We start from the raw sequence: 26207 nt of genomic DNA, 5'->3' as shown, positions 1-26207 counted from the left end.
CCTGGCTGTCACATTCGGATCCGCGCGCGGTGGCTTGCTCTGGCGGGTCCCCGGCGCGCACCATGGAGCCATGCACCCGGACTACGACCACCTGCAGCAGGCCGCCAAGGACCACCTGTGGCTGCACTTCGCCCGGCACGGCGCCTACGCCGACGGCGACGTGCCCGTGATCGTGCGCGGCGAGGGCGTCCACCTCTACGACGCGACCGGGAAGCGCTACCTCGACGGGCTCGCCGGCCTGTTCGTCTCCCAGCTCGGCCACGGCCGCACCGAGCTCGCCGAGGCGGCGGCCAAGCAGGCCCAGGAGCTGGCCTTCATGCCGCTGTGGTCCTACGCGCACCCGCCGGCCATCGAGCTGGCCGAGAAGGTGGCGTCGTACGCCCCGGGCGACCTCGACCGGGTCTTCTTCACCAGCGGCGGCGGCGAGGCCGTCGAGACCGCCTGGAAGCTGGCGAAGAACTACTTCAAGCTCACCGGCCGGCCGATGAAGCACAAGGTCGTCAGCCGCTCGATCGCGTACCACGGCACCACCCAGGGGGCGCTGTCGATCACCGGGCTGCCCCTGCTCAAGCAGCAGTTCGAGCCGCTGGTGCCCTCGACGTTCCGCGTGCCCAACACCAACGCCTACCGCGCCGACGAGATCACCGCCGGCTACCTCGACGGCGCCTCCGACCCCGAGGCCTTCGGCCGGTGGGCCGCCGACCAGATCGCCGTCGCCATCGAGAACGAGGGCCCCGACACCGTGGCCGCGGTCTTCCTCGAGCCGGTGCAGAACGCCGGCGGCTGCTTCCCGCCGCCGCCGGGCTACTTCCAGCGGGTCCGCGAGATCTGCGACGAGTACGACGTGCTGCTGGTCTCCGACGAGGTCATCTGCGCGTTCGGGCGGCTCGGGCACATGTTCGGCGCCGACCGCTACGGCTACCAGCCCGACATCATCACCTGCGCCAAGGGCATCACCTCCGGCTACGCCCCGCTCGGCGCGATGATCGCCTCCGACCGCCTCATGGAGCCGTTCCTCGAGGACAAGGCGATGTTCGCCCACGGCTACACCTTCGGCGGGCACCCGGTCTCCACCGCCGTCGGCCTGCGCAACCTCCAGCTCTTCGAGGAGGAGCGGGTCCTGGAGAACGTCCGCGACAACGAGGCGACGTTCCGGGCGACCCTCGAGCGGCTGCTCGACCTGCCGATCGTCGGCGACGTGCGCGGCGACGGCTACTTCTACGGGATCGAGCTGGTCAAGGACAAGGCGACCAAGGAGTCGTTCACCGCCGAGGAGTCCGAGCGGATCCTCTACGGCTTCGTGTCCAAGCAGCTCTACGCCGAGGGGCTCTACTGCCGCGCCGACGACCGGGGGGACCCGGTCGTCCAGCTCGCTCCCCCGCTCGTCTGCGGGCTCGAGCACTTCGAGGAGATGGAGCAGATCCTCCGCGTCGTCCTCGACAAGGCCTCCTCCCTGCTCTGAGGCCCCGGGGCCACCCGCGCCCCGCCTCGTGATGCTGAGCGGGCGCCGGAGCGCTCGCTGGGCATCACGAGGCGGTTCCGGGAGGGTCAGGCGCGGGCGGCGAGCCGGCGGCGGTTGCCGAGCTCGCCGACGACGACGATGGCGACCGAGACGAGGAACATCACGGTGCCGACCACGTTGACCTGCATCGGCACGCCGCGCTGGGCGACGCCCCACACGTACATCGGGAACGTCGTGGTGGTGCCGGCGTTGAGGTTGGTGATGATGAAGTCGTCGAAGGAGAGCGAGAAGCTCAGCAGCGCGGCGCCCAGGATGCCGGGGAATACCAGCGGGAAGGTCACCCGCCAGAACGTCTGCAGCGGGGTGGCGTAGAGGTCCATCGCGGCCTGCTCGAGGTGGTCGTCCATGCCGGCCAGGCGCGCGCGGACCGCGACGACCACGAAGGACAGGCAGAACATCACGTGGGCGACGAAGATCGTCCAGAAGCCCAGCCGCCCGCTGAAGCCGGTCGCCACGAACAGCGCCAGCAGCGAGGAGCCGAGCACGATCTCGGGCGCCGCCATCGGCAGGAACACCAGCAGGTTGGTCGCCGAGCGGCCGGCGAAGTCGTGCCGCACCAGCGCGAAGGCGGCCAGCGTGCCCAGCACGGTGGCGACCAGCGTCGCGAGCAGTCCGATCTGCACGCTGCGGGTGAGCGCGTCGCACATGCCTGGGTCGGCGCACGGGTTGGCCCAGTTGTCGAGGGTGAAGGCGTCGAAGGCATAGACGTTGCGGCTCGCCGGCGCGTTGAAGCTCATCAGCACCACGACCGCGATCGGCACGAACGTGTAGGCGAGGACGAGCAGTCCGAGCACCAGCACGAGGTGCTCGCGCAACCACCGCAGGCCGTTCACAGCAGCTCCTCGGTGCCCGCGCGGCGTACGTAGACCAGCACCATCACGACGATCAGCACCATCAGCACCATCGAGAGCGCCGCGGCCGCCGGGTAGTCGTTGGCGTCGGTGAACAGGCTCTGGATGACCCCGCCGACCATCCGCTGGTTCGGCGAGCCGAGCAGCTCGGCGTTGATGTAGTCGCCCGCGGCCGGGATGAAGGTCAGCAGCGTCCCGGAGACGACCCCGGGCAGCGACAGCGGCCAGGTCACCTTGAAGAACCCGACCGCCGGGTGGGCGTAGAGGTCGCTGGAGGCCTCGACCAGCCGCGGGTCGATCTTCTCGAGGCTGGCGTAGAGCGGCAGCACCATGAACGGCAGGAAGTTGTAGGTCAGCCCCGCCACGACCGCCACCGGCGTCGCGAGGAGCCGCCCGTCGTCGCCGAGGACCTGGAGGACCTGGAGGGTGTTCACGACCCAGCCGTCGTCGGCCAGGATCAGCTTCCACGACAGCGTGCGCACCAGGAAGCTGGTGAAGAACGGCGCGACGACCAGCACGAGCATGAGGTTCTTCCACCGACCGGCCTTGAAGGCGATGGCGTAGGCCAGCACGTAGCCGAGCACCAGGCAGAACACGGTCGCGAGCCCGCCGTACCAGAGCGACCGGAGCAGCGGACGCCAGTACTCCTGCAGCGCGTCGACGTAGTTGCCGACCGCCCAGGTCATCTCGTAGCCGCGGAAGTCCGAGCCGGCGGGGTCGTAGAGGCTGGTCGCGACGAGCGAGTAGAACGGCACGACGAAGAACAGCGCCAGCCACAGCAGGCCGGGCAGGAGCAGCAGGTAGCCGATGCCGCCGCGGCGACGGCCGGTCGGCGGCGGCAGCTCCCCGGGCGGCTCCGCCGGCAGGCCCGGTACGTCGACGGGCGGGGCGACCCCCGCCGTGCTCGTCACTCAGGCCCCCGCGCGCTCGGCCGACCCGGCAGCGACGTCCTGGCCGCGGTCGAGGAGGAAGGCGTACTCCGGCCGCCACGACAGCTCCACCGGCTCACCCTGGGTGAACAGCCGGGTGCGGCCGGTGTTCTGCGAGAACACCTGCAGCTCCTGCCCCCACGGCATCCGCACGAGGTACTGCGTGCTCACCCCCACGAAGCTCACGTCGCTCACCACGCCGCCGGGGATGGTGTTGCCGGGGGCGTCGAGCTCCTCGCCCGGCGGGCCGACGAGCACCTTCTCGGGCCGGATGCCCACCCACCCGGCGTCGCTGTCGGTGTGCACCCGCGCGGTCGGCACCGAGACCTCGATGCCCTGCATGTCGACGGTAGTGACGTCGGCGGCCCGACGCAGCACCCGTCCCTCGACCAAGTTGGACTGGCCGAGGAAGTTCGCGACGAACGTGCTGCGCGGGTTCTCGTAGAGCTCCGCGGGCGCCCCCATCTGCTCGATGACGCCGCCGTTCATCACCGCCACGGTGTCGGCCATCGTCATGGCCTCCTCCTGGTCGTGGGTGACGTGGACGAAGGTGCGCCCGACCTCGACCTGGATCCGCTTGACCTCGATCTGCATCGACCGGCGCAGCTTGAGGTCCAGCGCGCCGAGCGGCTCGTCGAGCAGCAGGACCTCGGGGTTGTTGATGAGCGCCCGGGCCAGCGCGACCCGCTGCTGCTGGCCGCCGGAGAGCTGGGCGGGGCGCTTGCGGGCCTGCGAGGTGAGCTCGACCAGCTCGAGCATCTCCTGCACCCGCCGGTCGACGTCCTTCTGCCTGCGCCGCCGCAGCCCGAAGGCGACGTTCTCGAAGATGTCGAGGTGCGGGAAGAGCGCGTAGCTCTGGAAGACGGTGTTGACCGGCCGGCGGTAGGGCTTGGCGTAGGTGATGTCCTGCCCGGCGAGCGTGATCGTCCCCGAGGTCGGCGTCTCGAGGCCGGCGACCATCCGCAACGTGGTGGTCTTGCCGCAGCCGGAGGGGCCGAGCAGCGCGAAGAACGAGCCGCGGGGCACGTCGAGGTCGAGCGAGCGGACCGCGGTGAACCCGCCGAACGACTTGGTCAGCGCCCGCAGGCGGAGGCCGTCGTACGCCGTGTGGTCGCCGCGCGCGGGTGCGCCCGGGTCCAGCGGGGTCGCGGAGGTGTCAGCCACCTGTGACATCGGACCAGTCCCTTTCGTAGGCCGTCGCCTGGCGGTCGTCGAGCGGCATGAACGCGAAGGTCTGCGCGAGCATCTCGGCGTCGGGGAAGATCAGGGTGTTCTCGACCAGCGAGGCGTCGATCTTCTCCATCTCCTCGCGCGCGCCCTCGACGGGGCAGATGTAGTTGACCCACGCGGCGAGCCGGGCGGCGACGGCCGGGTCGTAGTAGTGGTCGATCCAGGCCTCGGCGTTCGCCTGGTGCTCGGCGCCGTTGGGGACGAGCATGTTGTCGCTCCACAGCGCCAGGCCCTCCTCGGGCGCGACGAACTTGATGTCGGGGTTCTCGAACTGGAGCTGGATGACGTCGCCGGACCAGGCCTCGCAGGCGACGATGTTCCCCGCGGCGAGGTCCTGGATGTACTCGTTGCCGGTGAACGCGCGCACCTGTCCGTCGCCGACCGCCTTGCGCAGCCGGTCCACGGCGTCGTCCCACTGGTCCTGGGTGAAGTCCTCGGGGTCGGCGCCGGTGATCTTGAGCGCGAAGGCCATCGTGTCGCGCATCTCCGACAGCAGCGTGACCCGGCCCTTGAGGTCGGGGTCGTCGAGCAGCTCGCTGAAGCTGCCGATCTCGCCGGTCTTGGCCGCGTTGTAGGCGATGCCGGTCAGCCCGGTCTGCCACGGCGCGTGGAACTGCAGGTCGGGGTCCCACGCGACCCCGCGCAGCGGCTCGATGAGGTTGGCGTGCAGGTTGGGCACGCTCGCCCGGTCGATCGGCTGGACCCATCCGAGGCTGACCATCCGCGCGGCCATCCAGTCGGTGAGCATCATGAGGTCCCGCTCGATCGGCTCGCAGCTGCCGAGCTGGGCCTTGACCTTCGCGTAGAACTCCGCGTTGTCGTTGACGTCGTCGGTGTAGCGCACCGTCATGCCCGTGCGCTCCTCGAGGAGCGCACGGGTGTTGCCGGCGTCGCGCCGCGGGTCGATGTAGCCGGGCCAGTTGGAGACGACGACGAGCCGGTCCTCCTCGGAGCGGTCCGTGGCCCGGCACTCGGCGGGGTCCTGCTGCGCGCCCTCCTGCCCGAAGAGCGGCAGCACCCCGACGCTCGCGCCGACGACGGCGAGCCCGCCCAACCCCCGCAGGACGGTACGTCGCGTGGTCACCGGCCCGCGCGGGCCGCGCGTGGCCATGGGCGCTCGGCGGGTCATCCGGCTCCCCTCGGCGGCCCTGCGGCCGCGGCTCGTTCCTGGCTGGCGTGCTCCGGATCGTGCCACCGGGTGCGGCCAGCGGCAAGGGAAACCGTCGGGACGAAACGTGTTCGCAACGGAATCGATCGTTTCGCGGCACCCCGACCGGCGTTCCGCACTCGCCCGGGCCGGCCTGCCCGTGGGAGAGTGCGGCCCATGACCCGCAGGCAGGACCGCTCCGCCGTGGTGCTCGACGACGTCTCCAAGGCCATCATCGAGCAGCTCCAGCAGGACGGACGACGCTCCTACGCCGCGATCGGCAAGGTCGTCGGGCTGTCCGAGGCCGCCGTCCGGCAGCGCGTCCAGCGCCTCGTCGAGGGCGGGGTGATGCAGGTCGTCGCGGTCACCGACCCGCTTGAGCTCGGCTTCGCCCGCCAGGCGATGGTCGGGGTCAAGGTGCAGGGACCGCTCGAGCCGGTGGCCGACGCGCTGAGCGCACTCGACGAGGTCGACTACGTGGTGATCACCGCCGGCTCCTTCGACCTGCTCGTCGAGGTGGTCTGCGAGAGCGACGAGCACCTGCTGGACCTTCTCTCGCACCGCGTCCGGTCGATCGAGGGCGTCGTGGCCACCGAGACGTTCATGTACCTCAGCCTGCGCAAGCAGACCTACTCCTGGGGTGTCCGCTGACCCGCTCGCTGTGGTCCGACACGGCCCCGCCCGCGCCGACTCGACCGCCGCTGCCGGGCGGCCGGGACGCCGACGTGGCGATCGTCGGCGGTGGGTACACCGGTCTGTGGACGGCGTACTCCCTCGCCGTGGCGGATCCCTCCCTGCGGATCGTCGTGCTGGAGGCCGAGCGGGTCGGCCACGGCGCGTCGGGGCGCAACGGCGGCTGGCTCTCCGCGCTCTTCCCCGCGTCCCTGCCCGCGCTCGCGGCGGCCGCCGGCCGGGACGCGGCGCTCGCCCAGCACCGCGCGATGCGCGCGACGGTCGACGAGGTCGCCCGCACCGCGGCCGCCGAGGGCATCGACTGCCACCTGGCCAAGGGCGGCACCGTGGTCGCCGCCCGCAGCCGCGCGCAGTGGGCGCGGGCCCGAGCCGAGGTCGCGGAGGCGCGCACCTGGGGCCGCGGCGAGGACGACCTGCGCCTGCTCGACGGGGCCGAGGCGTCCGCCGTGCTCGGCGCGACCGGCGTCCGCGGGGCGACGTACACCCCCGACTGCGCCGCGATCCACCCCGCCCGGCTCGTCCGCGGCCTGGCCGAGGCCTGCGAGCGGCGCGGCGTGACCATCCACGAGCGGACGCGGGTGACCGCGATCGAGCCGCGGCTGGCGCGCACCACGCACGGCGACGTCCGCGCCGACGTGGTGGTGCGAGCGACGGAGGGCTTCACCCCGGCGCTGCCGGGCCTGCAGCGGGCCGTGGTCCCGGTCTACTCCCTGATGATCGCCACCGAGCCGCTCCCCGCCGAGACCTGGGCGGAGATCGGCCTCGCCCGCCGCGAGACGTTCAGCGACCACCGGCACCTCGTGGTCTACGGCCAGCGCACCGCGGACGACCGGCTGGCGTTCGGCGGCCGGGGCGCGCCGTACCACCTCGGCTCGCGGGTGCGTCCGGCCTTCGACCGCGACGAGCAGGTCTTCGCGGGGCTGTACGCCACGCTCACCGCGATGTTCCCGGTGCTCGCCGGGACCCGGGTCACCCACGCCTGGGGCGGCCCGCTCGGCATCCCCCGCGACTGGTGCGCCTCGGTCGGGCTGGACCGGCGCACCGGGCTCGCGTGGGCCGGTGGGTACGTCGGCGACGGGGTCGCCACCACCAACCTCGCCGGCCGCACCCTGCGCGACCTGGTCCTCGGCCACGACACCGAGCTCGTGCGGCTGCCCTGGGTGGGGCACCGGTCGCCGGCGTGGGATCCCGAGCCGCTGCGCTGGCTCGGCATCAACCTCGGCCTGCGGGCCACCCGTCTCGCCGACGCCGAGGAGTCCCTCACCGGGCGGCCCAGCCTCGTCGCCCGTGCCACCGCTCCGCTGCTCGGCGGCTGACGGCGGGTCGGCTCCGGGGGGCGGTCGAGCCTGGGCCGGCCTGGGCGTCGACATTCGTTCAATTGCGCGGTTGTGGACGTCTGGGAGCGCTTCCACCCCGACACAACCGCGCAATTGAACGAATGTGTGCGCCCCGGAGTGCCGACCCGGGACCGACCCGGCCGGCCGGCGACCGGCCAGCCACCGACCGCCCCCTCGGACCCGGCGAGCGGACCCGAGGTCAGCGCAGGGCGACGGCGGCGGAGGGGGCGAGCGGGAGCGAGGGCAGCAGCAGGGCGTTGAAGGCGTGGTAGGCGTCGGGCTTGCCGGGCCAGGTCAGGTCGGCGGGGGCGAGGTCGGGGCCGAGCTCGTGCAGCCAGGAGCCGTCCGGCTCGACGAAGTGCTCGACGGTGAAGTCCCACCACCGTCCTGCCAGGTCGGCGTAGCGGGCCTCCCCCGTCGCCCGCTCCAGCGCGTGCGCGGCCAGCACCGCCTCGCAGTGCACCCAGTGGAACCGCTGGTCGACGACCGCCTCGCCGGCCCAGTCGGTGGTGTACGGGAAGCCGCCGCGGCCCTCGTCGGCGTCGGCGGCCGCCCGGTCGAACAGCCCCGCAGCGGCCTCGAGCAGCCAGGCAGGCGGCGGGTCGCCGGCCACCTCGTGGGCGGCGTGCAGGTGCGTGAGCAGCCGGGCCCACTCCAGGCCGTGCCCGGGGGTGGCGCCGTAGGGCCGGAACGGGTCGGCCGGGCGGTCGCGGTGGTGCTCGGGCAGCGGCCGCCAGTCGGCGTCGAAGTGCTCGACGACCCGCCAGCGGTGCTCGCGCGCGACGGCGTCGACGAGGTGCTCGGCGATCCGCAGCGCGCGGTCGCACCACACCCGGTCACCGGTGGCGTCCGCGGCGACGAGGTACGCCTCGACCGTGTGCATGCAGCTGTTGGCGCCGCGGTAGTCCTCCGCCCGCGACCAGTCCCCCGACCACTGGTCGACGCACAGGCCGCGCGGCTCGTCCCAGAACCGCTCCTCGTGGACCGCCAGCGCGCGGCCGAGCAGCCCCTCCGCGCCGGGGACGCGGGCGCCGTGCGCCGTGGCCGCGGCGAGCACGACGAAGGCGTGGTCGTAGCAGGACTTGGTGTCCTCCACCGGGCGGCCGTCGGTGTCCAGGGCGCTCCACCAGCCGCCGAGGGCGCGGTCCTCGAAGGGCCCGACGAGCGCCTCGACGCCGTGCCGGGCGAGGTCGGCCACCCCGGGGACGCCGAGGAGGGAGGCGACCGAGAAGACGTACGTCATCCGCGCGTTGACCCACAGCTCGAGCCCACCGTCGGCGTCGACCGAGCCGTCGCGCCGCAGGTGGCCGAAGCCCCGCTCGACCCGCGAACGGGCCGCGAAGGCCAGCAGCTGCTCCAGCAGGACCGCCCGCCGACCCACCACCGGCCCACTCACGCGAACCCGTTCGCGGCCGTCCGCGCCGGCGGTCGCGGCGCGCGGAGCCAGGCGTCGAAGAAGCCGTCGAGCCGCTCGCCGCTCACCTCGGCCGCCAGCTCCTCGAGCTGGGCGCCGGAGCCGTGGCCGCCCTCGCGGGCGCCCAGCCAGGTCCGCAGCAGCGTCGCGAAGTCGTCCTCCCCGATGCGCTGGCGCAGCGCCTGGAAGGCCATCCCGCCGCGGAGGTAGACCGGCGCGGAGAAGATCCGTCCCGGCCCGGGGTCGTCGAGCGGCACCTGCCAGAACGACTCCTGGCCGGACAGCGCCGCGTGGGTGCGCTCCATCCAGCGCTGCGCCGGCGGGCCGCCGTGCGCCTCGGCGTACCTCGCCTCGAGGAAGGTCGCGGCCCCCTCGTTGACCCAGATGTCGCGCCAGCCGCGCACCGCCACCGAGTCGCCGAACCACTGGTGGGCGACCTCGTGGACGAGGATCGCGAGGGCTCCGTCGCCGCCGAGGACGGGGTACGTCGGCCGGGTCTGGTTCTCCAGCGCGAACCCGGGGTCGAGGCTGGTGGTCAGGCCGCCGGTCGTGCTGAACGGGTAGGGGCCCAGCAGCCGCTCGGCCCACCGGACGACCTCCGGGGTGCGGCGCATGAGGTCCATCGCCCGGGACCGCGCCGGCTCGGGGATGCGCCGGGAGACGGCGACGTACCACGGCAGCCCGTCGTCGGTGCCCTGCTCGACCTGGAACCGGCCGGCGGCGAAGAAGGCGAGGTACGGCGCCATCGGCTCGTCGGCCCGCCACCGGGTGGTCGCGAGCGCGCCGTGCACCCGGCGCGAGACGAGCCGGCCGTTGCCGACGACCTGCTGGTCGGCCGGCACCGTCACGGACACGTCCACCAGCGCCTTGTCGCGCGGGTGGTCGTTCGCGGGGAACCACCACGGCGCCATGTGCGGCTGGTTCATCGCCACGACCTCGCGGCGGTCGGCCAGCCAGTTGCGCTCGCCCTCCCACCCGATGCGGCCCGGCCGGCCGGCGTACCGGACGACCACGGTGACGACCTCCCCGGCAGGGACCGGCTCGGCCGGCCGGATGCGCAGCTCGTGGCGGTCGGGCCGCGTCCAGTCCGCGCGTCGGCCGTCGACGCGGACCGCCTGCACCGGCAGGAGGAGGTCGAGGTTGAAGCGGGACAGGTCGTGCGTCGCGCGGAGCCGCAGCGTGGTGGTGCCGCTCAGCCGCCCGCGCGCGAAGTCGTAGGCGACGTCGACGTCGTAGCGCCGGACGTCGATGCCGCCGTTGCCGTCCTGCGGGAAGTACGGGTCCCCGATGCCGGCGGCGCCGGGCCGCGGACGGGGCCCGTCACCCGCGATCGCGGTCGCGGACCCGCCGAGCACGAGCACGGCGACGAGGAGGCCGGGCAGCAACCGGCGGAGGGGACGCACCGGCGAACGGTAACCCCTGGCACCCGCGAGGCGTGGTGGGTTGCAATGTCCACCGGTTTAGTCAACTATCTCGGTAGACATTGATCAGTTCGCCGCTCCGGTGCCCACCTCAGGAGGAATGATGCAGGTCGTCACCATCGAGGTCCCCTCGCTCGGCAACCGCTGCCACCTCGTCCACGACGGCCGGCGCGCCCTGGTCGTCGACCCGCCGCGCGACCTGGCCCTGGTCGAGCGGGCCGCCGAGGCCGCCGAGGTCGACATCGCGGTCGTGGCGGACACCCACGTCCACAACGACTACGTCTCCGGGGCCCTCGGGCTCGCCCGCCGGCACGGCGCGGACTACCTCCTCTCCGCCGACGAGCGGGTGGAGTTCGAGCGGGTGGGCGTCCGCGACGGCGACGAGGTGCCCGTCGGGCGGCTGTGCGTCGAGGTCCACGCGACCCCCGGCCACACCCGCCACCACCAGGCCTTCCTCGTCCGCGAGGGCATGCAGCCGGCGGCGCTCCTCACCGGGGGCAGCCTGCTGCACGGCACCGTCGGGCGCACCGACCTCGTCGACCCCCGGTTGACCCGGGAGCTCGCGCGCCAGCAGTGGCGCTCGGCCCGGTCCCTCGCCCGGCTCCATCCCGCCACGACCCTCCACCCGACCCACGGCTTCGGGAGCTTCTGCGCTGCGACGAGCGCGCCGACCTCCGACCCGGACCGCCCGGTGACCCTCGCCGAGCAGCTCACCGCCAACCCGGTCCTCACCACTCCCCAGGAGACCTTCGTGACCGGCCTCGTGTCCGGCTTCGGTCCAGTGCCCGCCCACTACCGGCACATGGCGCCGCTCAACCGCACCGGCGCCGGGCGCGCCCTGCCCCGCCCGGCGCGGCCGCTCACCGCCGAGGCGGTCACCGACACCGTGCTCGCGGGCGGCTGGGTCGTCGACCTGCGCGACCGCTCCCGGTTCGCCGAGGCGCACCTGCCCGGGTCGGTCAGCGTCGAGGCCGGCACCCAGATGGCGACGTACGTCGGCTGGCTGGTGCCGTGGGGCGCGGAGCTCGTCCTGGTGACCGACGACGCGGCGGCCCTCGAGCCGGCGTTGCGCGACCTGGCCGCCATCGGCATCGAGGGTGTGGGCACGCACCTGGTCGACAGCGCACGGCTGACCGCGGCGTACCGCCGCACGGACTGGGCCGGCTACCGCGCCGCGCTCACGCGCGAGCCCGACCGGCCGCGGGTCGTCGTCGACGTCCGCCAGCACGACGAGTGGGCCGGCGGCCACCTGCCCGGCGCGGTGCACGTGCCCGTCCAGGACGTCGCCCGGCACGCTGCCACGCTCCCCGACGGCGAGCTGTGGGTCCACTGCCGCTCCGGCTACCGCGCGGCGATCGCCGCCAGCCTGCTCCACCGCCACGGGCGCGACGTCGTGCTCCTCGACGACGCCTGGGACCGCGTCCACGAGCTCTCGATCCCGGTCGACGGCCTGGCCGCCTGACCGCACCTCCCCGACCCCACGACCGACAGGAGGACACCCGACCGCACCCCGCTCCCGCACGAACCGCTCATCCTCGGGAAAGGCAACAACGAACGTGCATGCTCCCTCCCGACGCCGCACGCGTCGACACCCCGCCCGCACCACACCCTCTGGATCGCCCCCAGCGCAGCGAGCCCTGGCCCGGACCACCCTGGCCGGCGCCGCCCTGGCCCTGGGCCTGGCCTCGGCCCTCCACCCGGCCCCGGCGGCCGCGGAGGACGACGGGGCCACCAGCGGCGGCACCGACGGCCCGGTCGGGACCGCGCTCCAGGCCGTCAGCGCGGTCAACGCGATCCTCCAGGGCGTCTTCAACTCCGACATCGTCGGCCAGACCTCGAAGATCCTCGGCGCCGACAACGTGGCGTACTGGATCCAGAACAACCTCGACACCTCCCTCATCCCCACCGACGTGCTCTCCGACCTCGGGCTCGGCTCGGTCATCCCCGACCTCGGGCTCGGCGGCGCGGACAGCGGCGGCACGGTCGACGACTTCGGGACCCGCCGGGAGTACCTCGCGGTCTGGGCCGGCGACAACAACGTCCTGGACCGCACCGGCTCCGAGCTGCTCGACCTGCCCGACGTCGTCGGCAAGGACCTCATCGGCGGCAAGGACCTGATCGGCCCCGACTTCCTCGCGGTCGTCGACGCCACGAAGGGCTCGCCGTCGTACGGCGAGGTCGTCAACACCGCCACCGTCGGGCCGCTGGTGGAGAACGAGCCGCACCACATGCAGTACCTGTGGCACAAGGGCCACCACATCTTCGCCGGCGGCCTGTTCACCGACGTCACCTACGTCATCGACACCTCCGGGCTGCCCGCGCTGAAGCTCAAGGCGGTCAACCTCCCGACCGACACCCTGTGCGGCTCCGTGCCGGACGCCTACTGGGTGACCAAGGACGGCGGCGCGTACGGCACCTACATGGGCGGCCCCGACGTCCCCGACCCCTGCACCTACTCCGACGGCTCGGTGCGCCTGGGCAACGGCTTCGCCGGCTCCCCCGGCGAGCTCGTCCGGCTCGACGAGAACGGCAGGACCGTCTACGAGGCACCGGCCACCCCGCCGGAGGCCGAGACCGAGCAGCGCTGCGACAACATCCCGCAGATCCTCACCGCCACCTGCGCCAACCCGCACGGCGTCCAGGCCCGCGAGGACCTCGACACGCTCATCACCAGCGACTACAACGAGCCGCGCAACATCATCCTCAACCCGGTGCAGGCGCCGTCGTCGTACCTGCGCCGCCCGACGGTGCGCACCTGGGACATCTCCGACCGGGACGCGCCGAGGCTGAAGTCGGTCTCCTTCCTGCCCGACGGCCCGCGCGTCGGCAAGGTCGCGCACCACGAGGAGCCGCGGGCGGTCATGGAGACCACCGTGACCAACCAGCCCGGCCACCGGGGCGCCTTCGCCACCACGATGCAGGGCGGCGCGATCTACTACACGCCCGACATCACCGCCGACCAGCCGGAGTGGCGCGAGGTCTTCGACCTGACCACGTCGAACAAGCAGGTCGACGGCGAGCGCAACCCGTACGGCGGCGGGTCGAACGGCGGCTGGGTGCAGACCAGCCTCGACGACAAGTACCTCTACCACGCCGTCGCGGGGCGGGCCGCCAGCGGCGGCGACGCCGGCAGCCCGCCGTACATCCTCAAGCTCGACATCCAGGACCTGCTCGCCTCGGGCGAGTCCCCGCAGTGCTCCATCGACACGATCGAGGAGACCGTGCGCGGCGGCGACGAGGCCGACTGCCCGGCGATCGTCGACACGATCGAGGCGCCCGGTGGCCCGCACTGGGGCGCGCTGGACAACCTCGAGCTCGGCGAGGACGGCTACTACCGCGAGACCAGCACGACGAACCGGTTCGCCTACGCGAACTACTTCGTCGCCCGCACCGGTCTCGACGGCGACCACCGCGTCTGCCTGGTCGACGAGGCCGAGGACGGCTCGATGGTGCTCGACGAGGAGTTCCGCGACGAGTACACCGACGAGCCCTGCATCGACTTCGACCGCGCGCTGTGGCCGCACGGGCGCTGGGGCCCGGCCAAGCCGCACTCGATGCTGTTCGTGACGGCCGACGCCGACATCAAGTGAGGCCTGCCATGGACCTCCGCCTGCGGACGGTCCTCCCTGCGGTGGCCGTCGCCGCGTCCCTCGTGGGCGCGGCGGCGGCCACCGCGCCGGGGGCGGGCGACGCCCCCCGCCGGGAGGGCCAGACCCTCGAGCAGGACTGGCAGGCGCGGACCGCCGGGCAGCAGGTGCTCGGCGGCGAGCGCACCCCCGGCGTGCCGTCGGTGCAGCGGATCCGCCACGACGACGTGGTGTTCACCGTGACCGTCGCGCCGGCCCGGCCGGGCCCGAACCTGGTCCGCGTCGACAGCAGGACCGCCGACGGCGGGGCGCACGACCACCGCGCGGAGCCGGTGCGCGTCGGCACCGCCGGCCTGCCCGACCGGGACTTCGTCCGCGCCCGTCCCCGGCCCGGGACCGACGGGCTGTGGGCGGTCGTCGACCTGCCGCCCGGCACCGCGACCGTGCTGCTGACCCACGGCCGGTGGCACCGGGTGCCGTTCCTCCTGGAGACCGGCGACGCCGGCACGCCCGCCGCGCCGGTCTGGCGCGGCTCCGACGGGCCCGAGTGCCTGGGGGCGGCGACCGGGACGACGCTGGCCGGCGACGTGCCGGACGGCTGCCCGACCGACGCGCTCGCCGACGGCGACGCCGAGGCCCTGACCGGTGTCGTCGACCTGCTCGCCGACCGCGGCGTCGAGGAGCTCGCGCTGCGGCACGACCGGTCCGCGCGCAGCCGGGAGGCCCGTGCCCTCGTGGCCCGCGCGGCTGCGCGCCGCGGCGTACGCCTCGTGGGGGCCGGCGACACGCCCGGTCGCCGCAACGCGCTGCTCGTCCTGAGCGGCTGGGCCGACGCCGCCCGGTCGCTCGCCGCCGTCAGCAGGACTCCCCTGCGCCGCCAGCCGATCCGGTCCGACGGCACCTGGCTGGCGCCCTGGCTGCTCACGCCGGGCGTCGTCGACACGACCGCCGGCGCGATGGTCCCGCTGGACTTCGACATCCGCAGCGAGGCTGCGCGCGCCTACAGCGGGGCACTGGCCCGGTACCTGCCCGGCCAGGCGCCCACCGCGACGGGGTACGCCGCGTGGCGCTCCGCGCTCGGGGAGCCGCCCGCGACACCGACCCTGCACGCCGCCACCCGGGCGGCGTACCTGCCCGCCGAGCCCGGCCACGCCGCGCACGGCACCGAGATCGCGTGGTTCCCCGGGGGCACCGTGACCCCCGTGGGACCGCTCCCCCGATGACCCACCAGCAGCACCCGACCGAGAGGAACGCCATGTCCATCCTGCAACGTCCCGGACCGCGCAGCGCCGCGGCCGACGGGCCCCGAGCCGTCCCACCGGGCCCGCCTCCGGCGCAGGCCCCTCCGGCGCAGGCTGGGCTCGTCATCGGCGGCCTGCTCGCCGCGCTCGTCCTCGGCGGCACCATCTGGACCCGCTCCGGCGGCACGCCCGCCGCGCTGTTCGCCATCGGCGTCGCGCTCGGGTTCGTGCTGTTCCACAGCCGCTTCGGCTTCACCTCGGCCTGGCGACAGCTGGTCGCGGTGCGGCAGGGCAAGGCGCTGCGGGCGCACATGCTGATGCTCGCGGTGGCCTGCACGCTCTTCGCGCCGATCCTCGCCACGGGCACCGCGATCGGTGACGCCGTGCCGGCGCCGACGCTGGCGCCCATCGGCTTCGGCCTGTTCGTGGGGTCGTTCCTCTTCGGCGTGGGCATGCAGCTCGGCGGCTCGTGCGCCTCGGGGACGCTGTTCGCGATCGGGTCGGGGCAGAGCGCGATCGTCCTGACCCTCGCCGGGTTCGTCGTGGGGTCGACCATCGGCGCGCTGCACTTCCCGTGGTGGACCAGCGACCTGCCCAGCCACGAGCCGGTCTCGCTCACCGACGTCGGCGGCGGCTACCTCGGCGCCTGGGCCATCTCGCTGGCCGTGATGGCCGCCGTGGTCGGCCTGACCTACCTGGTCGCGAGGGGCCGCAGCGTCCCGCCGGTCGAGCGGCCGCCGGTCGCGAGCGGCGCGGCGCGCGCCGTGCGCGGCTCCTGGCCGCTGTGGGTGGGCGCGCTGCTGCTCGCCGGCCTGAACGCGCTGACGCTGCTGGTCTCCGGCGGCGCGTGGGGCGTGACCTTCGCCTTCTCGCTGTGGGGCTCCAAGATCCTCGACGCCGTCGGCGTCGACGTCCTCGCCTGGCGGTTCTGGAGCGACCCCGCCAACCTCGCGAAGTACCAGGCCGGCGTCCTCGTGGAGAAGACCTCGGTCATGGACCTCGGCATCATCCTCGGCGCGCTCGTCGCCTCCGCCGCGGCCGGCTCCTGGGTCCTGCACCGGCGCATCCCGTGGCGGCTGGCGGCCGGCGCGGTCGTCGGCGGCATCCTGATGGGGTACGGCGCCCGGATCGCCTTCGGCTGCAACATCGGCGCCTACTTCGGCGGCATCGCCTCCTTCAGCCTGCACGGCTGGCTGTGGGGCGTGATGGCCATCGTAGGCACCGTCGGCGGGTTGGCGCTGCGGCCGCTGTTCGGCCTCGGCAACCCCAAGCCGTCCGACTCGGTCTGCTAGCCGGACCCCTCGAAAAGCCGTTGCGGCGCCCGGTCCCGGACCTCCACCATGGTCCGCGACCGGGCGCCGTCGCGTCGGCACCGGCCCCCGCACCACCGATCGAGAGGAGCGTGACAGGTCCATGACCGTCCTCCGCCTGCCCTCCGCAGCCCCTCTCCTCCTCGATCCCTGGAGCACCGTTGACCTCGTACGACCCGCACCACCCGCAGCACCCCACCTCTGATCCCACCTCTGATCCCACCTCTGGCCCCGCCCCCGGCCCCGCCGGGCTCGACGCGTCCCTGCTCGAGGAGTGGCGCACCTACGACGAGCTCGGCGACGGCCAGCGCTGGACGACGTGGCACGACGTCGAGCCGCTCTCCCGTGGGCCCGAGCCGCGGCCCGGCTGGGTCGTGACCTCCCGCGGCGCCGTCGACACCGACCTCGGCATCCTCAAGACCGGCAAGGAGGCCGACGTCTTCCTGCTCGAGCGCGCCGACCCGCACGAGCCGGAGCGGGGCGTCGTGATGGCCGCCAAGCGCTACCGCTCGACCGACCACCGCACGTTCCACCGCGCCGCCTCCTACACCGAGGGACGCAGCATGAAGCGCTCGCGCGACGAGCGGGCCGTCAAGCGGAGGTCCACCTTCGGCCGCCAGGTCGCGGCCGGCGAGTGGGCCGTCTCGGAGTGGGACGCGCTCAAGCGGTTCTGGGCGCTCGGGCTGCCGGTGCCCTACCCGGTGCAGATCGACGGCACCGAGCTGCTCATGGAGTGGGTCCACGTCGACGGCGAGGAAGGCCCCGAGACGGCCCCGCGGCTCGCCCAGACCCGGCCGGGCCCCGCGCTGCTGGGCTCCTGGTTCGAGCAGCTGCGCGACGCGCTGGCCACGATGGTCCAGCACGGCGTGGTGCACGGCGACCTGTCGCCGTACAACATCCTGGCCGCGGGCGAGCGCCTCGTCGTCATCGACCTGCCGCAGGTCGTCGACCTCGTCGGCAACCTCAACGGGATGGACTACCTGCTGCGCGACTGCACCAACGTGTGCCGGTGGTTCCGTGCCCGGGGGCTGGAGGTGGACGAGCAGGAGCTGTTCGGCGACCTGCTCGCGCACGCCTTCTGACACCGGCTCCGGGACCCGGGTCTGGGGCCGGCACCTAGGTTGGCCGCGTGAAGCAGACCCACGGCCGCGTCGTCCACGTCGAGTCGCTGGCGGACTTCGACCGCCGCATGGCCGCAGGCGCCACGTCGCTGTCGGGCTGGCGGGTCCGCGCGGTCGACCTGTCCGGCCGCTCGGACCTGCTCGCGCGCTGCCGCGTGGCCGGGGCGGCGTTCCTCGGGTGCACCCTCGCCCCGGGGGACGCCGAGCGGCTGCTCGGCGCGGGCGCGCTCGTCCTGCCGGTCGCGCCCGACGCGCCGTTGGACACCGCGCGCACCGCGCTCTACACCGCGGCGGAGCTCTACGGCGAGAGTGCCTACGAGTCCTCGCTCGACGCCCGCGCCTACGCCTGGTCCCAGGAGCCGTCGACCCCCGAGACGGCGCTCGCGCAGGCGCTCCACGACCACGCCGTCGACCAGGCGCTCGGGTCCTGGGTCGCCGGCCGCCGGCTGGTCGGTGTCATGGGCGGCCACGCCCTGGCGCGCGGATCGGCGGAGTACGCCGCGGCGGCCGCGCTCGGACACGCGCTGGGCGGCTCGTGGACGGTCGCCACGGGTGGCGGGCCCGGCGCGATGGAGGCGGCGAACCTCGGGGCGCGGCTGGCGCGGCGGCCGGCCGACGAGCTCGCCGCCGCCCTCGCGGAGCTGGCCCGCGTGCCGTCGTACCGGCCCTCGATCGGCGCATGGGCGGGCACCGCCCTGGAGGTGTGCGCCGCGCACGCCGACCCCGTCGAGACCCTCGGCATCCCGACCTGGCACTACGGCCACGAGCCGCCGAACGTCTTCGCCACCGCGATCGCGAAGTACTTCCGCAACGCCACGCGCGAGGCGGTGCTGCTCGAGGTGTGCGACGCCGGCATCGTCTTCCTGCCCGGCGCCGCCGGCACCGTCCAGGAGGTCTTCCAGGACGCCTGCGAGAACTACTACGCCGACGAGTCGTCGGTCGCGCCGATGGTGCTCGTCGGCCGCAGCCACTGGACCGAGACGTTCCCCGTGTGGCCGCTGCTCGAGTCGCTGGCGCGCGGTCGCCACATGGCACCGCACGTCCACCTCGTCGACACCGTCGCCGAGGCCGCGGCACTGGTGTCCGCCGCGTCCCCGCCACAGGGGTGAGTTCGGCGAATACCCACCCGGGTGTCGGTCGTCACACCTAGGGTGCTGCCACCATGCCGATGCCAGATATCTCCCGCCGCCAGCTGCTCCGGTCCGCCGGCGCCGCCGCCCTCGCCGCCACGACCGCCGCCTCGGCGGCAGCCACCTCCGCCGCGTCCGCCGCCACCTCCGCGGCGTCCTCGGCCGGGTCCGCGCTCGCCCGCGCCGTCCGCGGCACGACCCTCGCCGGTGTCATCCGCACGGGCACGCCGAACGCGCTGGGCTACGCGCCCCTCGTCGCCGGCCCGGGCGAGAGGCACCGCCTCCGCAAGGACCTCGGCCTCAAGGCCGCCGCCGGCCGCGCCGGCAAGCGCAAGGGGCTCCTGGCCTTCGCCCAGCTCAGCGACATCCACGTGCTCGACGCGCAGTCCCCACTGCGCGTGGAGTGGGTCGACCGCTGGGACGACGCGGACCTCGGCGGCCCCACCCCGGGCGGGCTGCTCTCGTCCTCCTACCGCGCGCACGAGATGCTCGGCGCGCACATCGCCGACTCCATGGTCCGCCAGCTCAACGCGATCGGGAAGGGCCCGGTCACCGGCAAGCCGCTCGCCGTGGCCGTGCAGACCGGCGACAACTCCGACAACAGCCAGTACAACGAGATCCGCTGGAACATCGACGTCCTCGACGGCGGCGAGGTCCGCGTGGACTCCGGCGACCCGGAGAAGTGGGAGGGCGTCGCCGACCTCGACCCCGAGCACTACGACATCCACTACTGGCACCCCGACGGCCAGCCCGCCGGCGCCGAGGTCGACCGTCCGCGCGGCAAGTTCGGCTTCCCGGCCGTGCCCGGGCTGCTCGACGCCGCGCGCCGGCCGTTCACCGCCGAGGGCCTCTCCATGCCGTGGATCACCGCGTTCGGCAACCACGACGGCCTGGTCCAGGGCAACTTCCCGATCGAGCTCGCCGGGCTCTCCGAGGTGGCCACCGGCCCGACCAAGATCATCGTGCCGCCGGAGAACGTCACGAAGTTCGAGGTCCTCGGCGCGCTGCTCAACGGCCGGGAGAAGGTGACCGAGCTGCTGCAGAAGATCATGGCCTCGCCGAACGCACGCACCGTCACCCCGGACGAGGACCGCCGGCTGCTCAGCCGCGCCGAGGTGGTCGCCGAGCACTTCACCACCACCAGCACGCCCGTCGGCCACGGGTTCACCGCCGCCAACAAGGCGCAGGGCACGGCGTACTACTCCTACACGCGCGGCAAGGTCCGCTTCGTGGTGATGGACTCCGTCAACACCGCCGGCGGCCAGAACGGCTCGCTCGACCGGGCGCAGCTGGCCTGGCTCAAGGCCGAGCTGCGGAAGGCCAAGACGGACCGCAAGTACGTCGTCGTGTGCTCCCACCACCCCTCGACCTCGATGACGAACGACGAGGGTGGGGACCGGGTCCTGGCCGAGGAGCTCGTGAAGGTGCTGCACGCCCACCCGGTCGTCATCGCCTGGGTCAACGGCCACACCCACAGCAACCACGTATGGCCCCGGCCGGTCATCGCCGACAAGCGGAAGAACAAGGGCCGCGGCTTCTGGGAGATCAACACCGCCTCCCACATCGACTGGCCCCAGCAGTCCCGCCTCATCGAGATCGCGGACAACAAGGACGGCACGCTGTCGATCTTCACCACGATGGTCGACCACGGCGGTGCGGTCACGCCGGACCTCGACCTCGCCGACACCCACGCCCTGGCCTCGATCGGCCGGGAGCTCGCCGCCAACGACTGGCACGAGAAGAGCAGCGACCGCCGCGGCACCACCGCCGACCGCAACGTCGAGCTGCTGATCCGCGATCCGCTGCGCTGAGCCCAGCGAGCCTGGACGGCACGAGGGCGTCCCCGGGATTCCCGGGGGCGCCCTCGTGCCGTCAGGACCGCTGTGGCGGGCTCAGGACTCCACGGCGGCGAGCTGGCCGCAGGCGCCGTCGATCTCGCGGCCGCGGGTGTCGCGGACCGTGGTCGGGATCCCCTTGGCCTCGAGGCGACGGACGAACTCGCGCTCGTCCGCGGGGTCCGAGGCGGTCCACTTCGAGCCCGGCGTCGGGTTGAGCGGGATCAGGTTGACGTGGACCCAGCCCCAGTCGCCGTAGGCGTTGAGCACGTCGCCGAGCAGGTCGGCGCGGTGCGCCTGGTCGTTGATGCCGCGCATCATGGCGTACTCGATGGAGACCCGGCGCTTGGTCGTGCGCGCGTAGTTCCACGCCGCCTCGACGGTCTCCGCGACCGAGAAGCGGGTGTTGATCGGGACCAGCTCGTTGCGCAGCTCGTCGTCCGGGGCGTGCAGGCTCAGCGCGAGCGTGACCGGGATGCCCTCCTCGGCCAGCTGGTTGATCCGCGGCACCAGGCCGACGGTCGAGACCGTGACGCCGCGCGCCGACATGCCGAGGCCGTCGGGAGCAGGGTCGGTGAGGCGACGTACGGCGCCGATGACCGCCTTGTAGTTGGCCAGCGGCTCGCCCATGCCCATGAACACCACGTTCGAGACCCGGCCCGGTCCGCCGGGGACCTCGCCGCGGTGCAGCGCCCGCGCGGCCGCGACGACCTGCTCGACGATCTCGGCCGTGGACATGTTGCGCTGCAGGCCACCCTGGCCGGTGGCGCAGAACGGGCAGGCCATGCCGCAGCCGGCCTGGCTGGAGACGCAGACCGTCGCGCGGTCGGGGTAGCGCATGAGCACCGACTCCACGAGCGCGCCGTCGAAGAGCTTCCACAGCGTCTTGCGGGTGGTGCCTCGGTCGGCCTCGAGGGTGCGCAGGGGGGTCATCAAGGGCGGGAGCAGCGCGGAGACCAGCTCGTCGCGCTGGGCGGCCGGGAGGTCGGTCATCTCCGCCGGGTCGTCGACGAGCCGGGCGAAGTAGTGGTTCGAGAGCTGCTTGGCCCGGAACCCGGGGAGCCCCTGCTCCTCCAGGAGCGTCTTGCGCTCGGGGGACGTGAGGTCGGCGAGGTGCCGCGGCGGCTTCTTGCGGCCGCGCGGCTCGTTGAAGACGAGAGGGAGGGGCTTCGGGTCGGACATCGCCACCCATTCTCCCACCCGGCCGGTCACGGCGCTCAATCCTCGGCGGACGGCCGCCGTGGGCCGGCGGCGGCCCGCCGGCTCAGGACTGGGTCCGGACCATCGCCCACAGGACGAGGGCCGCGACGCCACCGACGACGACCGCGGTGAGGACCATGCCGAGCAGCATGTACCGACCGAAGCGGCGCGTGCGGGGCACGACCAGCAGCGCGAGCGGCACGGCGAGGACGACGAGGACGTAGGGGAACAGGTCCTCGGCCGTCCCGACCGAGAAGAGCGCGCCCAGCACCGCCGCGTACACGCCGGGCAGGAGGGTCACGGCGACGAGGCCGGTGAAGAACCCGCTGAGCGGCGTGAAGACCGGGTGGTCGCGGTGCCACCAGTCCCGACGGTCGTCCTCCCCCGCGGCGGCCCCGTCCTCGGCCGTCGGCTCGCCCGGGCGCTCCTCGGTGTCCATCACCTCGACCCTAACGGCTCCTCGACCCACAGCACGCCGGGCATGCCGAGCGCGGCCCAGGTCTCCGGGTCGGGCTCGGTGCCGGTCACGGCGGCGTGCGCCAGGGTCCACGCGGTGCCGTGCCCGACGAGCACGACCGGCCCGTCGCCGTGGAGGCGGAGGATCGAGGCGACCGACCGCACGACCCGCTCGCGGGTGCGCGCCAGCGGCTCCCACCCGTCGTACGCCGCGTGGTCGGGGTCGGCGAACGCCCGGCGGACCGTGGCGGCGAAGTCGGGCAACCAGTCGGCGGTCTCGCGCACCTGCTCGCGCAGGTCGGCGACCACCCCGACCTCCCCCTCGGTGAGCAGCTGCGCGGTGGCGACCGCCTTGAGCTCCGGCGAGGAGAACCAGGTGCCGCCCTGGGGCAGCCGGTCGCGCAGCTCCCACACGTCGTCGAAGCCGGCCGGGTCGAGCTCCCACGCGTGGGCCGGCCGCGTGCGGTCGACCAGCGGGCGACCGTGCCGGACCAGGAACAGCGCCGCCACGTCGCCGCTAGAAGACCGCGTAGTGCAGGAGCAGCCAGATCGGCGCGACCGTGGCCAGCAGGGAGTCGAGGCGGTCCATGAGGCCGCCGTGGCCGGGGACGACCTGGCTCATGTCCTTGATGCCGAGGTCGCGCTTGATGACCGACTCGCACAGGTCGCCGAGGGTGGCCATCACGACGGCGATGACACCGAGCGCGATGCCGACCCACCAGTCGCCGTCGAGCAGGTAGGTCACCAGCGCCCAGCCGGCCGCGACGGTGAACACCAGCGAGCCGGCGAAGCCCTCCCAGGACTTCTTCGGCGAGATGACCGGGGCCAGCGGGTGCTTGCCGAACAGCACGCCGGCGACGTACCCGCCGATGTCGGAGGCGATGGTCACCAGGATGAACGCGATGATGCCCTGCACGCCGGGGTCGCCGAGGCCGGCGCCGCCGCCGTCGCCGCCCAGCCCGGTGCCGCCCTCCGCGAGCAGCAGCGCGACGAACGAGCCGAGGAACGGCACGTAGACGAGGGTGAACACCGACGCCGTGGCGTTCTGCACGTAGCCGTCGATCCCGCGGCGCAGCAGCCACAGCATCGTGGCGAGCGCCGAGACGGCCGTGGCGGTCACGAGGGCAGGCGCGCCGTAGAAGTAGGCGACGACGACCATCACGACGCCACCGACCATCAGCGGCTGCTCGGGCAGGTCGATGCCCTTGGCCGAGAAGCCCCGGCGCAGCTCCCAGATCGCGACGACGACCGCCACCGCGACGATCACCATGAACGCCGTCTTCCAGAAGAACAGCGAGGCGGCGATCGCGCCGAGCAGCACGACCGCCGAGGTGACGGCGGCGCGCAGGTCCCGCCCGGCGCGCCCGTGGTCCTTGGCCGGCGCCGCCGGCGAGGGGGATTCGGTCATGGGGTGCCCGTTCCCTCAGACCTCGAGGAGCTCGGACTCCTTGTTCTTCAGCATCTCGTCGATGGCGTCGGTGTGCTTCTTGGTGATCCCGTCGAGCCGCTTCTCGGCGCCGGTGACGTCGTCCTTGCCGACCTCGCCGTCCTTCTCGAGCTTCTCGAGGTTCTGCTTGGCCGTGCGACGCAGGTTGCGGACGGCGACCCGGCCGTCCTCGGCCTTGCCGCGGGCGATCTTGATGTACTCCTTGCGACGCTCCTCGGTGAGCTCGGGGAACACGCAGCGGATGACCTTGCCGTCGTCCGCGGGGTTCACGCCGAGGTCGGAGTCGCGGATCGCGCGCTCGATGTTCTTCATCGCGCCCTGGTCGAACGGGGAGACCAGGATGGTGCGGGCCTCGGGGGCGGTGAAGGACGCGAGCTGCTGGATCGGGGTCGGGGTGCCGTAGTAGTCGACCATGATCTTGGCGAACATGTTCGGGTGCGCACGGCCGGCCCGGATCGCGGCGAACTCCTCGCGCGTCGCCTCGACCGACTTGTCCATCTTGCTGTCGGCCTCGTTGAGGATGTCGTTGATCACGGGGTCAGCTCCTGTTGGTTCGGGTCGTCCGTCGCTGCGGCTCAGTCACGCGAGACCGTCGTGCCGATCTTCTCACCCCGCACGGCACGGCCGATCGTGCCGGGGGTGGAGAGGTTGAAGAACACCATGTCGATGTCGTTGTCGCGGGCGAGGCTGACCGCCGTCGCGTCGGCGACCTTGAGGTCGCGGGTGAGGAACTCGTCGTACGTCAGGGACTCGAACTTGGTCGCGTCGGCGTTCTGGTTCGGGTCGGAGTCGTAGACGCCGTCCACGCCCTGCTTGCCCATGAGGATGACCTCGCAGCGCGTCTCCAGCGCTCGCTGGGCGGCGACGGTGTCGGTGCTGAAGAACGGCATGCCGGCGCCGGCACCGAAGATCACGACCCGCCCCTTCTCCATGTGGCGGATCGCGCGACGCGGGATGTACGGCTCGGCGACCTGCCCCATCGTGATCGCGGTCTGCACGCGTGTCTCGACGCCGTGCTTCTCGACGAAGTCCTGGAGCGCCAGGCAGTTCATCACCGTGCCCAGCATGCCCATGTAGTCGGCACGGGCACGCTCCATGCCGCGCTGCTGCAGCTCGGCACCGCGGAAGAAGTTCCCGCCGCCGACCACGATGCCGACCTCGACCCCGGAGCGGGCGACCTCGGCCACCTCGCTCGCCGTGGCGTTGATGACGTCCAGGTCGAGACCGACCTGTCCCCCGCCGAAGACCTCACCCGAGAGCTTGAGCAGGACGCGCTGGTAGCCGGTCATGCGGCTTCCCTTCTGTCGGCGGGTACGACGAAGGCCGGCCCGACGGAGTGTGTCTGCTCCATCGGACCGGCCTCCTCGTGTGTCTGGCGAGGACCCTAGTGCCTCAGGCGCCGACCTCGAAACGGGCGAACCGCTTCAGGGTCGTGCCGGCCTCGTCGAGGACCGTCTTGACGGACTTCTTGTTCTCGGTCACCGAGGCCTGCTCGAGGAGGACGACCTCCTTGAAGAAGCCGTTGAGGCGGCCCTCGGTGATCTTGGCGATCGCCTGCTCGGGCTTGCCCTCCTCGCGCGACTTCTGCTCGGCGATGCTGCGCTCGTGGTCGACGATGTCGCTGGGGACCTCGTCGCGGGTGAGGTACTGCGGGCGCATGGCCGCGATCTGCATCGCGGCGCCGCGGGCGGCGTCCTCGCTGCCGTCGTACTCCACCAGCACGCCCACGGCGGGCGGGAGGTCGGCGGCACGCTTGTGCATGTAGACGACCGTCGGGCCCTCGAAGTAGGCCACCTGGCCGAGCTCGATCTTCTCGCCGATGGAGATGGCGAGGTCGCCGACGACGTCGCCGACGGTCTTGTCGCCGAGCTGGACGGCCTTGAGGGCCTCGGCGTCGCCGGCCTTGGCCTCGGCGGCCGCGTCGGCGATCTTCTGGGCGGTCGCGACGAACTCGTCGCCCTTGGCCACGAAGTCGGTCTCGCAGCGCAGCTCGACGAGCGCGCCGCCGGAGGTGGCGACGAGGCCGGCGGTGGCCTCGCGCTCGGCGCCGCGGGCCTCGGCCTTCGCGGCACCCTTGACGCGGAGGATCTCGACGGCCTTGTCGAAGTCGCCGTCGGCCTCGGTCAGGGCCTTCTTGCAGTCCATCATGCCGGCGCCGGTGAGCTCACGGAGCTTCTTGACGTCGGCGGCGGAGATGTTCGCCATGGTGTTGTCCCGTCTGGGTCGCAGGAATCGGAGGAGACTGGGCCGGGCGCGACCTGGTCGCGCACCGGCGGGCCGACCGCCGCGGGGGGGGGGGGGGGGGGGGGGGGCGGGGGGGGGCGCGGGGGGCGCAG

The 26207-nt window shown here is 73.3% G+C and carries 23 protein-coding genes; 10 read left to right on the top strand and 13 right to left on the bottom strand.

All coding sequences use genetic code 11. The features are described from left to right. Window positions 1–70 precede the first annotated feature (70 nt). Entirely contained in the window at window positions 71–1462 is a 1392-nt protein-coding gene (locus QWY28_RS08020; protein WP_300951831.1) for an aspartate aminotransferase family protein, read from the top strand. Window positions 1463–1548: 86 nt separating this feature from the next. Here the strand turns inward: QWY28_RS08020 and QWY28_RS08015 are convergent, their stop codons facing one another. The 4 genes from QWY28_RS08015 to QWY28_RS08000 are packed head-to-tail and all read right to left on the bottom strand — an operon-like array spanning window position 1549 to window position 5661. Next, complete coding sequence (locus tag QWY28_RS08015) at window positions 1549–2355, bottom strand: ABC transporter permease (RefSeq protein WP_300951829.1); 807 nt, start codon at window positions 2353–2355, stop codon at window positions 1549–1551. After that, on the bottom strand, window positions 2352–3284 hold the full coding sequence (locus QWY28_RS08010; protein WP_300951828.1) for an ABC transporter permease: 933 nt from the start codon (window positions 3282–3284) through the stop codon (window positions 2352–2354). The genes QWY28_RS08015 and QWY28_RS08010 overlap by 4 nt, the downstream gene beginning before the upstream one ends. Next, window positions 3285–4466, bottom strand: coding sequence for an ABC transporter ATP-binding protein (locus QWY28_RS08005; protein WP_300951827.1), 1182 nt, complete (start codon window positions 4464–4466; stop codon window positions 3285–3287). Further along, entirely contained in the window at window positions 4459–5661 is a 1203-nt protein-coding gene (locus QWY28_RS08000; RefSeq protein WP_300951825.1) for a polyamine ABC transporter substrate-binding protein, read from the bottom strand. Before QWY28_RS08000 ends, QWY28_RS08005 begins: the two co-directional genes overlap by 8 nt. A gap of 195 nt (window positions 5662–5856) precedes the next feature. Here QWY28_RS08000 and QWY28_RS07995 point away from each other — a divergent pair, with 195 nt between their 5' ends. Further along, window positions 5857–6330, top strand: coding sequence for an Lrp/AsnC family transcriptional regulator (locus QWY28_RS07995; protein WP_300951824.1), 474 nt, complete (start codon window positions 5857–5859; stop codon window positions 6328–6330). Window positions 6331–6404: 74 nt separating this feature from the next. Next, a complete protein-coding gene (locus tag QWY28_RS07990; protein ID WP_300951822.1) occupies window positions 6405–7688 on the top strand; it encodes an NAD(P)/FAD-dependent oxidoreductase in 1284 nt (427 codons plus the stop codon). A 220-nt stretch (window positions 7689–7908) separates the two neighbouring features. Here QWY28_RS07990 and QWY28_RS07985 read toward each other — a convergent pair whose 3' ends face one another. After that, window positions 7909–9105 (bottom strand): AGE family epimerase/isomerase, encoded by a 1197-nt coding sequence (locus QWY28_RS07985; protein ID WP_300951820.1) that lies wholly within the window; start codon window positions 9103–9105, stop codon window positions 7909–7911. After that, window positions 9102–10526 carry a M1 family metallopeptidase gene (locus QWY28_RS07980; RefSeq protein ID WP_300951818.1) on the bottom strand — a complete coding sequence of 475 codons (1425 nt, stop codon included), beginning with the start codon at window positions 10524–10526 and terminating at the stop codon, window positions 9102–9104. Before QWY28_RS07980 ends, QWY28_RS07985 begins: the two co-directional genes overlap by 4 nt. 121 nt (window positions 10527–10647) lie before the next feature. Here QWY28_RS07980 and QWY28_RS07975 point away from each other — a divergent pair, with 121 nt between their 5' ends. From QWY28_RS07975 to QWY28_RS07945, 7 genes are all read left to right on the top strand, one after another. Next, window positions 10648–12006 carry a rhodanese-like domain-containing protein gene (locus QWY28_RS07975; protein WP_300951816.1) on the top strand — a complete coding sequence of 453 codons (1359 nt, stop codon included), beginning with the start codon at window positions 10648–10650 and terminating at the stop codon, window positions 12004–12006. 94 nt (window positions 12007–12100) lie between these two features. Beyond that, window positions 12101–14134 carry a hypothetical protein gene (locus QWY28_RS07970; RefSeq protein ID WP_300951814.1) on the top strand — a complete coding sequence of 678 codons (2034 nt, stop codon included), beginning with the start codon at window positions 12101–12103 and terminating at the stop codon, window positions 14132–14134. Between the two features lie 8 nt (window positions 14135–14142). After that, window positions 14143–15354, top strand: coding sequence for a hypothetical protein (locus QWY28_RS07965; protein WP_300951813.1), 1212 nt, complete (start codon window positions 14143–14145; stop codon window positions 15352–15354). A 32-nt stretch (window positions 15355–15386) separates the two neighbouring features. After that, window positions 15387–16664 carry a YeeE/YedE family protein gene (locus tag QWY28_RS07960; RefSeq protein ID WP_300951812.1) on the top strand — a complete coding sequence of 426 codons (1278 nt, stop codon included), beginning with the start codon at window positions 15387–15389 and terminating at the stop codon, window positions 16662–16664. 179 nt (window positions 16665–16843) lie between these two features. Next, window positions 16844–17764 (top strand): serine protein kinase RIO, encoded by a 921-nt coding sequence (locus QWY28_RS07955; RefSeq protein WP_300951811.1) that lies wholly within the window; start codon window positions 16844–16846, stop codon window positions 17762–17764. A gap of 47 nt (window positions 17765–17811) precedes the next feature. Then, window positions 17812–18912 carry an LOG family protein gene (locus QWY28_RS07950; RefSeq protein WP_300951810.1) on the top strand — a complete coding sequence of 367 codons (1101 nt, stop codon included), beginning with the start codon at window positions 17812–17814 and terminating at the stop codon, window positions 18910–18912. Between the two features lie 53 nt (window positions 18913–18965). Beyond that, entirely contained in the window at window positions 18966–20744 is a 1779-nt protein-coding gene (locus tag QWY28_RS07945; RefSeq protein WP_300951808.1) for a TIGR03767 family metallophosphoesterase, read from the top strand. Between the two features lie 81 nt (window positions 20745–20825). Here QWY28_RS07945 and rlmN read toward each other — a convergent pair whose 3' ends face one another. The 7 genes from rlmN to tsf all read right to left on the bottom strand — a co-directional run bounded on the left by rlmN (window position 20826) and on the right by tsf (window position 26076). Then, window positions 20826–21950 (bottom strand): dual-specificity RNA methyltransferase RlmN, encoded by a 1125-nt coding sequence (gene rlmN, locus QWY28_RS07940; RefSeq protein ID WP_300951807.1) that lies wholly within the window; start codon window positions 21948–21950, stop codon window positions 20826–20828. A gap of 82 nt (window positions 21951–22032) precedes the next feature. Beyond that, complete coding sequence (locus QWY28_RS07935; protein ID WP_300951805.1) at window positions 22033–22407, bottom strand: hypothetical protein; 375 nt, start codon at window positions 22405–22407, stop codon at window positions 22033–22035. After that, entirely contained in the window at window positions 22407–22934 is a 528-nt protein-coding gene (locus QWY28_RS07930) for a histidine phosphatase family protein (RefSeq protein ID WP_300951804.1), read from the bottom strand. Before QWY28_RS07930 ends, QWY28_RS07935 begins: the two co-directional genes overlap by 1 nt. Window positions 22935–22941: 7 nt before the next feature. Then, window positions 22942–23832, bottom strand: coding sequence for a phosphatidate cytidylyltransferase (locus QWY28_RS07925; protein ID WP_300951802.1), 891 nt, complete (start codon window positions 23830–23832; stop codon window positions 22942–22944). 15 nt (window positions 23833–23847) lie between these two features. After that, window positions 23848–24402 (bottom strand): ribosome recycling factor, encoded by a 555-nt coding sequence (gene frr, locus QWY28_RS07920; RefSeq protein WP_300952297.1) that lies wholly within the window; start codon window positions 24400–24402, stop codon window positions 23848–23850. A gap of 44 nt (window positions 24403–24446) precedes the next feature. After that, entirely contained in the window at window positions 24447–25160 is a 714-nt protein-coding gene (pyrH, locus tag QWY28_RS07915; RefSeq protein ID WP_300951800.1) for a UMP kinase, read from the bottom strand. 103 nt (window positions 25161–25263) lie between these two features. After that, window positions 25264–26076 carry a translation elongation factor Ts gene (gene tsf / locus QWY28_RS07910; protein ID WP_300951799.1) on the bottom strand — a complete coding sequence of 271 codons (813 nt, stop codon included), beginning with the start codon at window positions 26074–26076 and terminating at the stop codon, window positions 25264–25266. Window positions 26077–26207: the final 131 nt, after the last annotated feature.

Origin of the sequence: Nocardioides oceani (assembly GCF_030412965.1) — a bacterium.
In the GTDB taxonomy this organism is placed as follows: Bacteria; Actinomycetota; Actinomycetes; order Propionibacteriales; family Nocardioidaceae; genus Nocardioides; species Nocardioides oceani.
This window is presented reverse-complemented; position numbering and strand designations above follow the sequence as displayed.

Excerpts from the sequence above, each read along its gene's own strand:
- QWY28_RS07960 (WP_300951812.1), top strand. The coding sequence starts at position 15,387 with ATGTCCATCCTGCAACGTCCCGGACCGCGCAGCGCCGCGGCCGACGGG.
- pyrH (WP_300951800.1), bottom strand. The coding sequence starts at position 25,160 with ATGACCGGCTACCAGCGCGTCCTGCTCAAGCTCTCGGGTGAGGTCTTC.
- QWY28_RS07945 (WP_300951808.1), top strand. The coding sequence starts at position 18,966 with ATGCCGATGCCAGATATCTCCCGCCGCCAGCTGCTCCGGTCCGCCGGC.
- QWY28_RS08000 (WP_300951825.1), bottom strand. The coding sequence starts at position 5,661 with ATGACCCGCCGAGCGCCCATGGCCACGCGCGGCCCGCGCGGGCCGGTG.
- QWY28_RS08020 (WP_300951831.1), top strand. The coding sequence starts at position 71 with ATGCACCCGGACTACGACCACCTGCAGCAGGCCGCCAAGGACCACCTG.
- QWY28_RS07975 (WP_300951816.1), top strand. The coding sequence starts at position 10,648 with ATGCAGGTCGTCACCATCGAGGTCCCCTCGCTCGGCAACCGCTGCCAC.
- QWY28_RS07995 (WP_300951824.1), top strand. The coding sequence starts at position 5,857 with ATGACCCGCAGGCAGGACCGCTCCGCCGTGGTGCTCGACGACGTCTCC.
- QWY28_RS07925 (WP_300951802.1), bottom strand. The coding sequence starts at position 23,832 with ATGACCGAATCCCCCTCGCCGGCGGCGCCGGCCAAGGACCACGGGCGC.
- tsf (WP_300951799.1), bottom strand. The coding sequence starts at position 26,076 with ATGGCGAACATCTCCGCCGCCGACGTCAAGAAGCTCCGTGAGCTCACC.
- rlmN (WP_300951807.1), bottom strand. The coding sequence starts at position 21,950 with ATGTCCGACCCGAAGCCCCTCCCTCTCGTCTTCAACGAGCCGCGCGGC.
- QWY28_RS07935 (WP_300951805.1), bottom strand. The coding sequence starts at position 22,407 with ATGGACACCGAGGAGCGCCCGGGCGAGCCGACGGCCGAGGACGGGGCC.
- QWY28_RS07965 (WP_300951813.1), top strand. The coding sequence starts at position 14,143 with ATGGACCTCCGCCTGCGGACGGTCCTCCCTGCGGTGGCCGTCGCCGCG.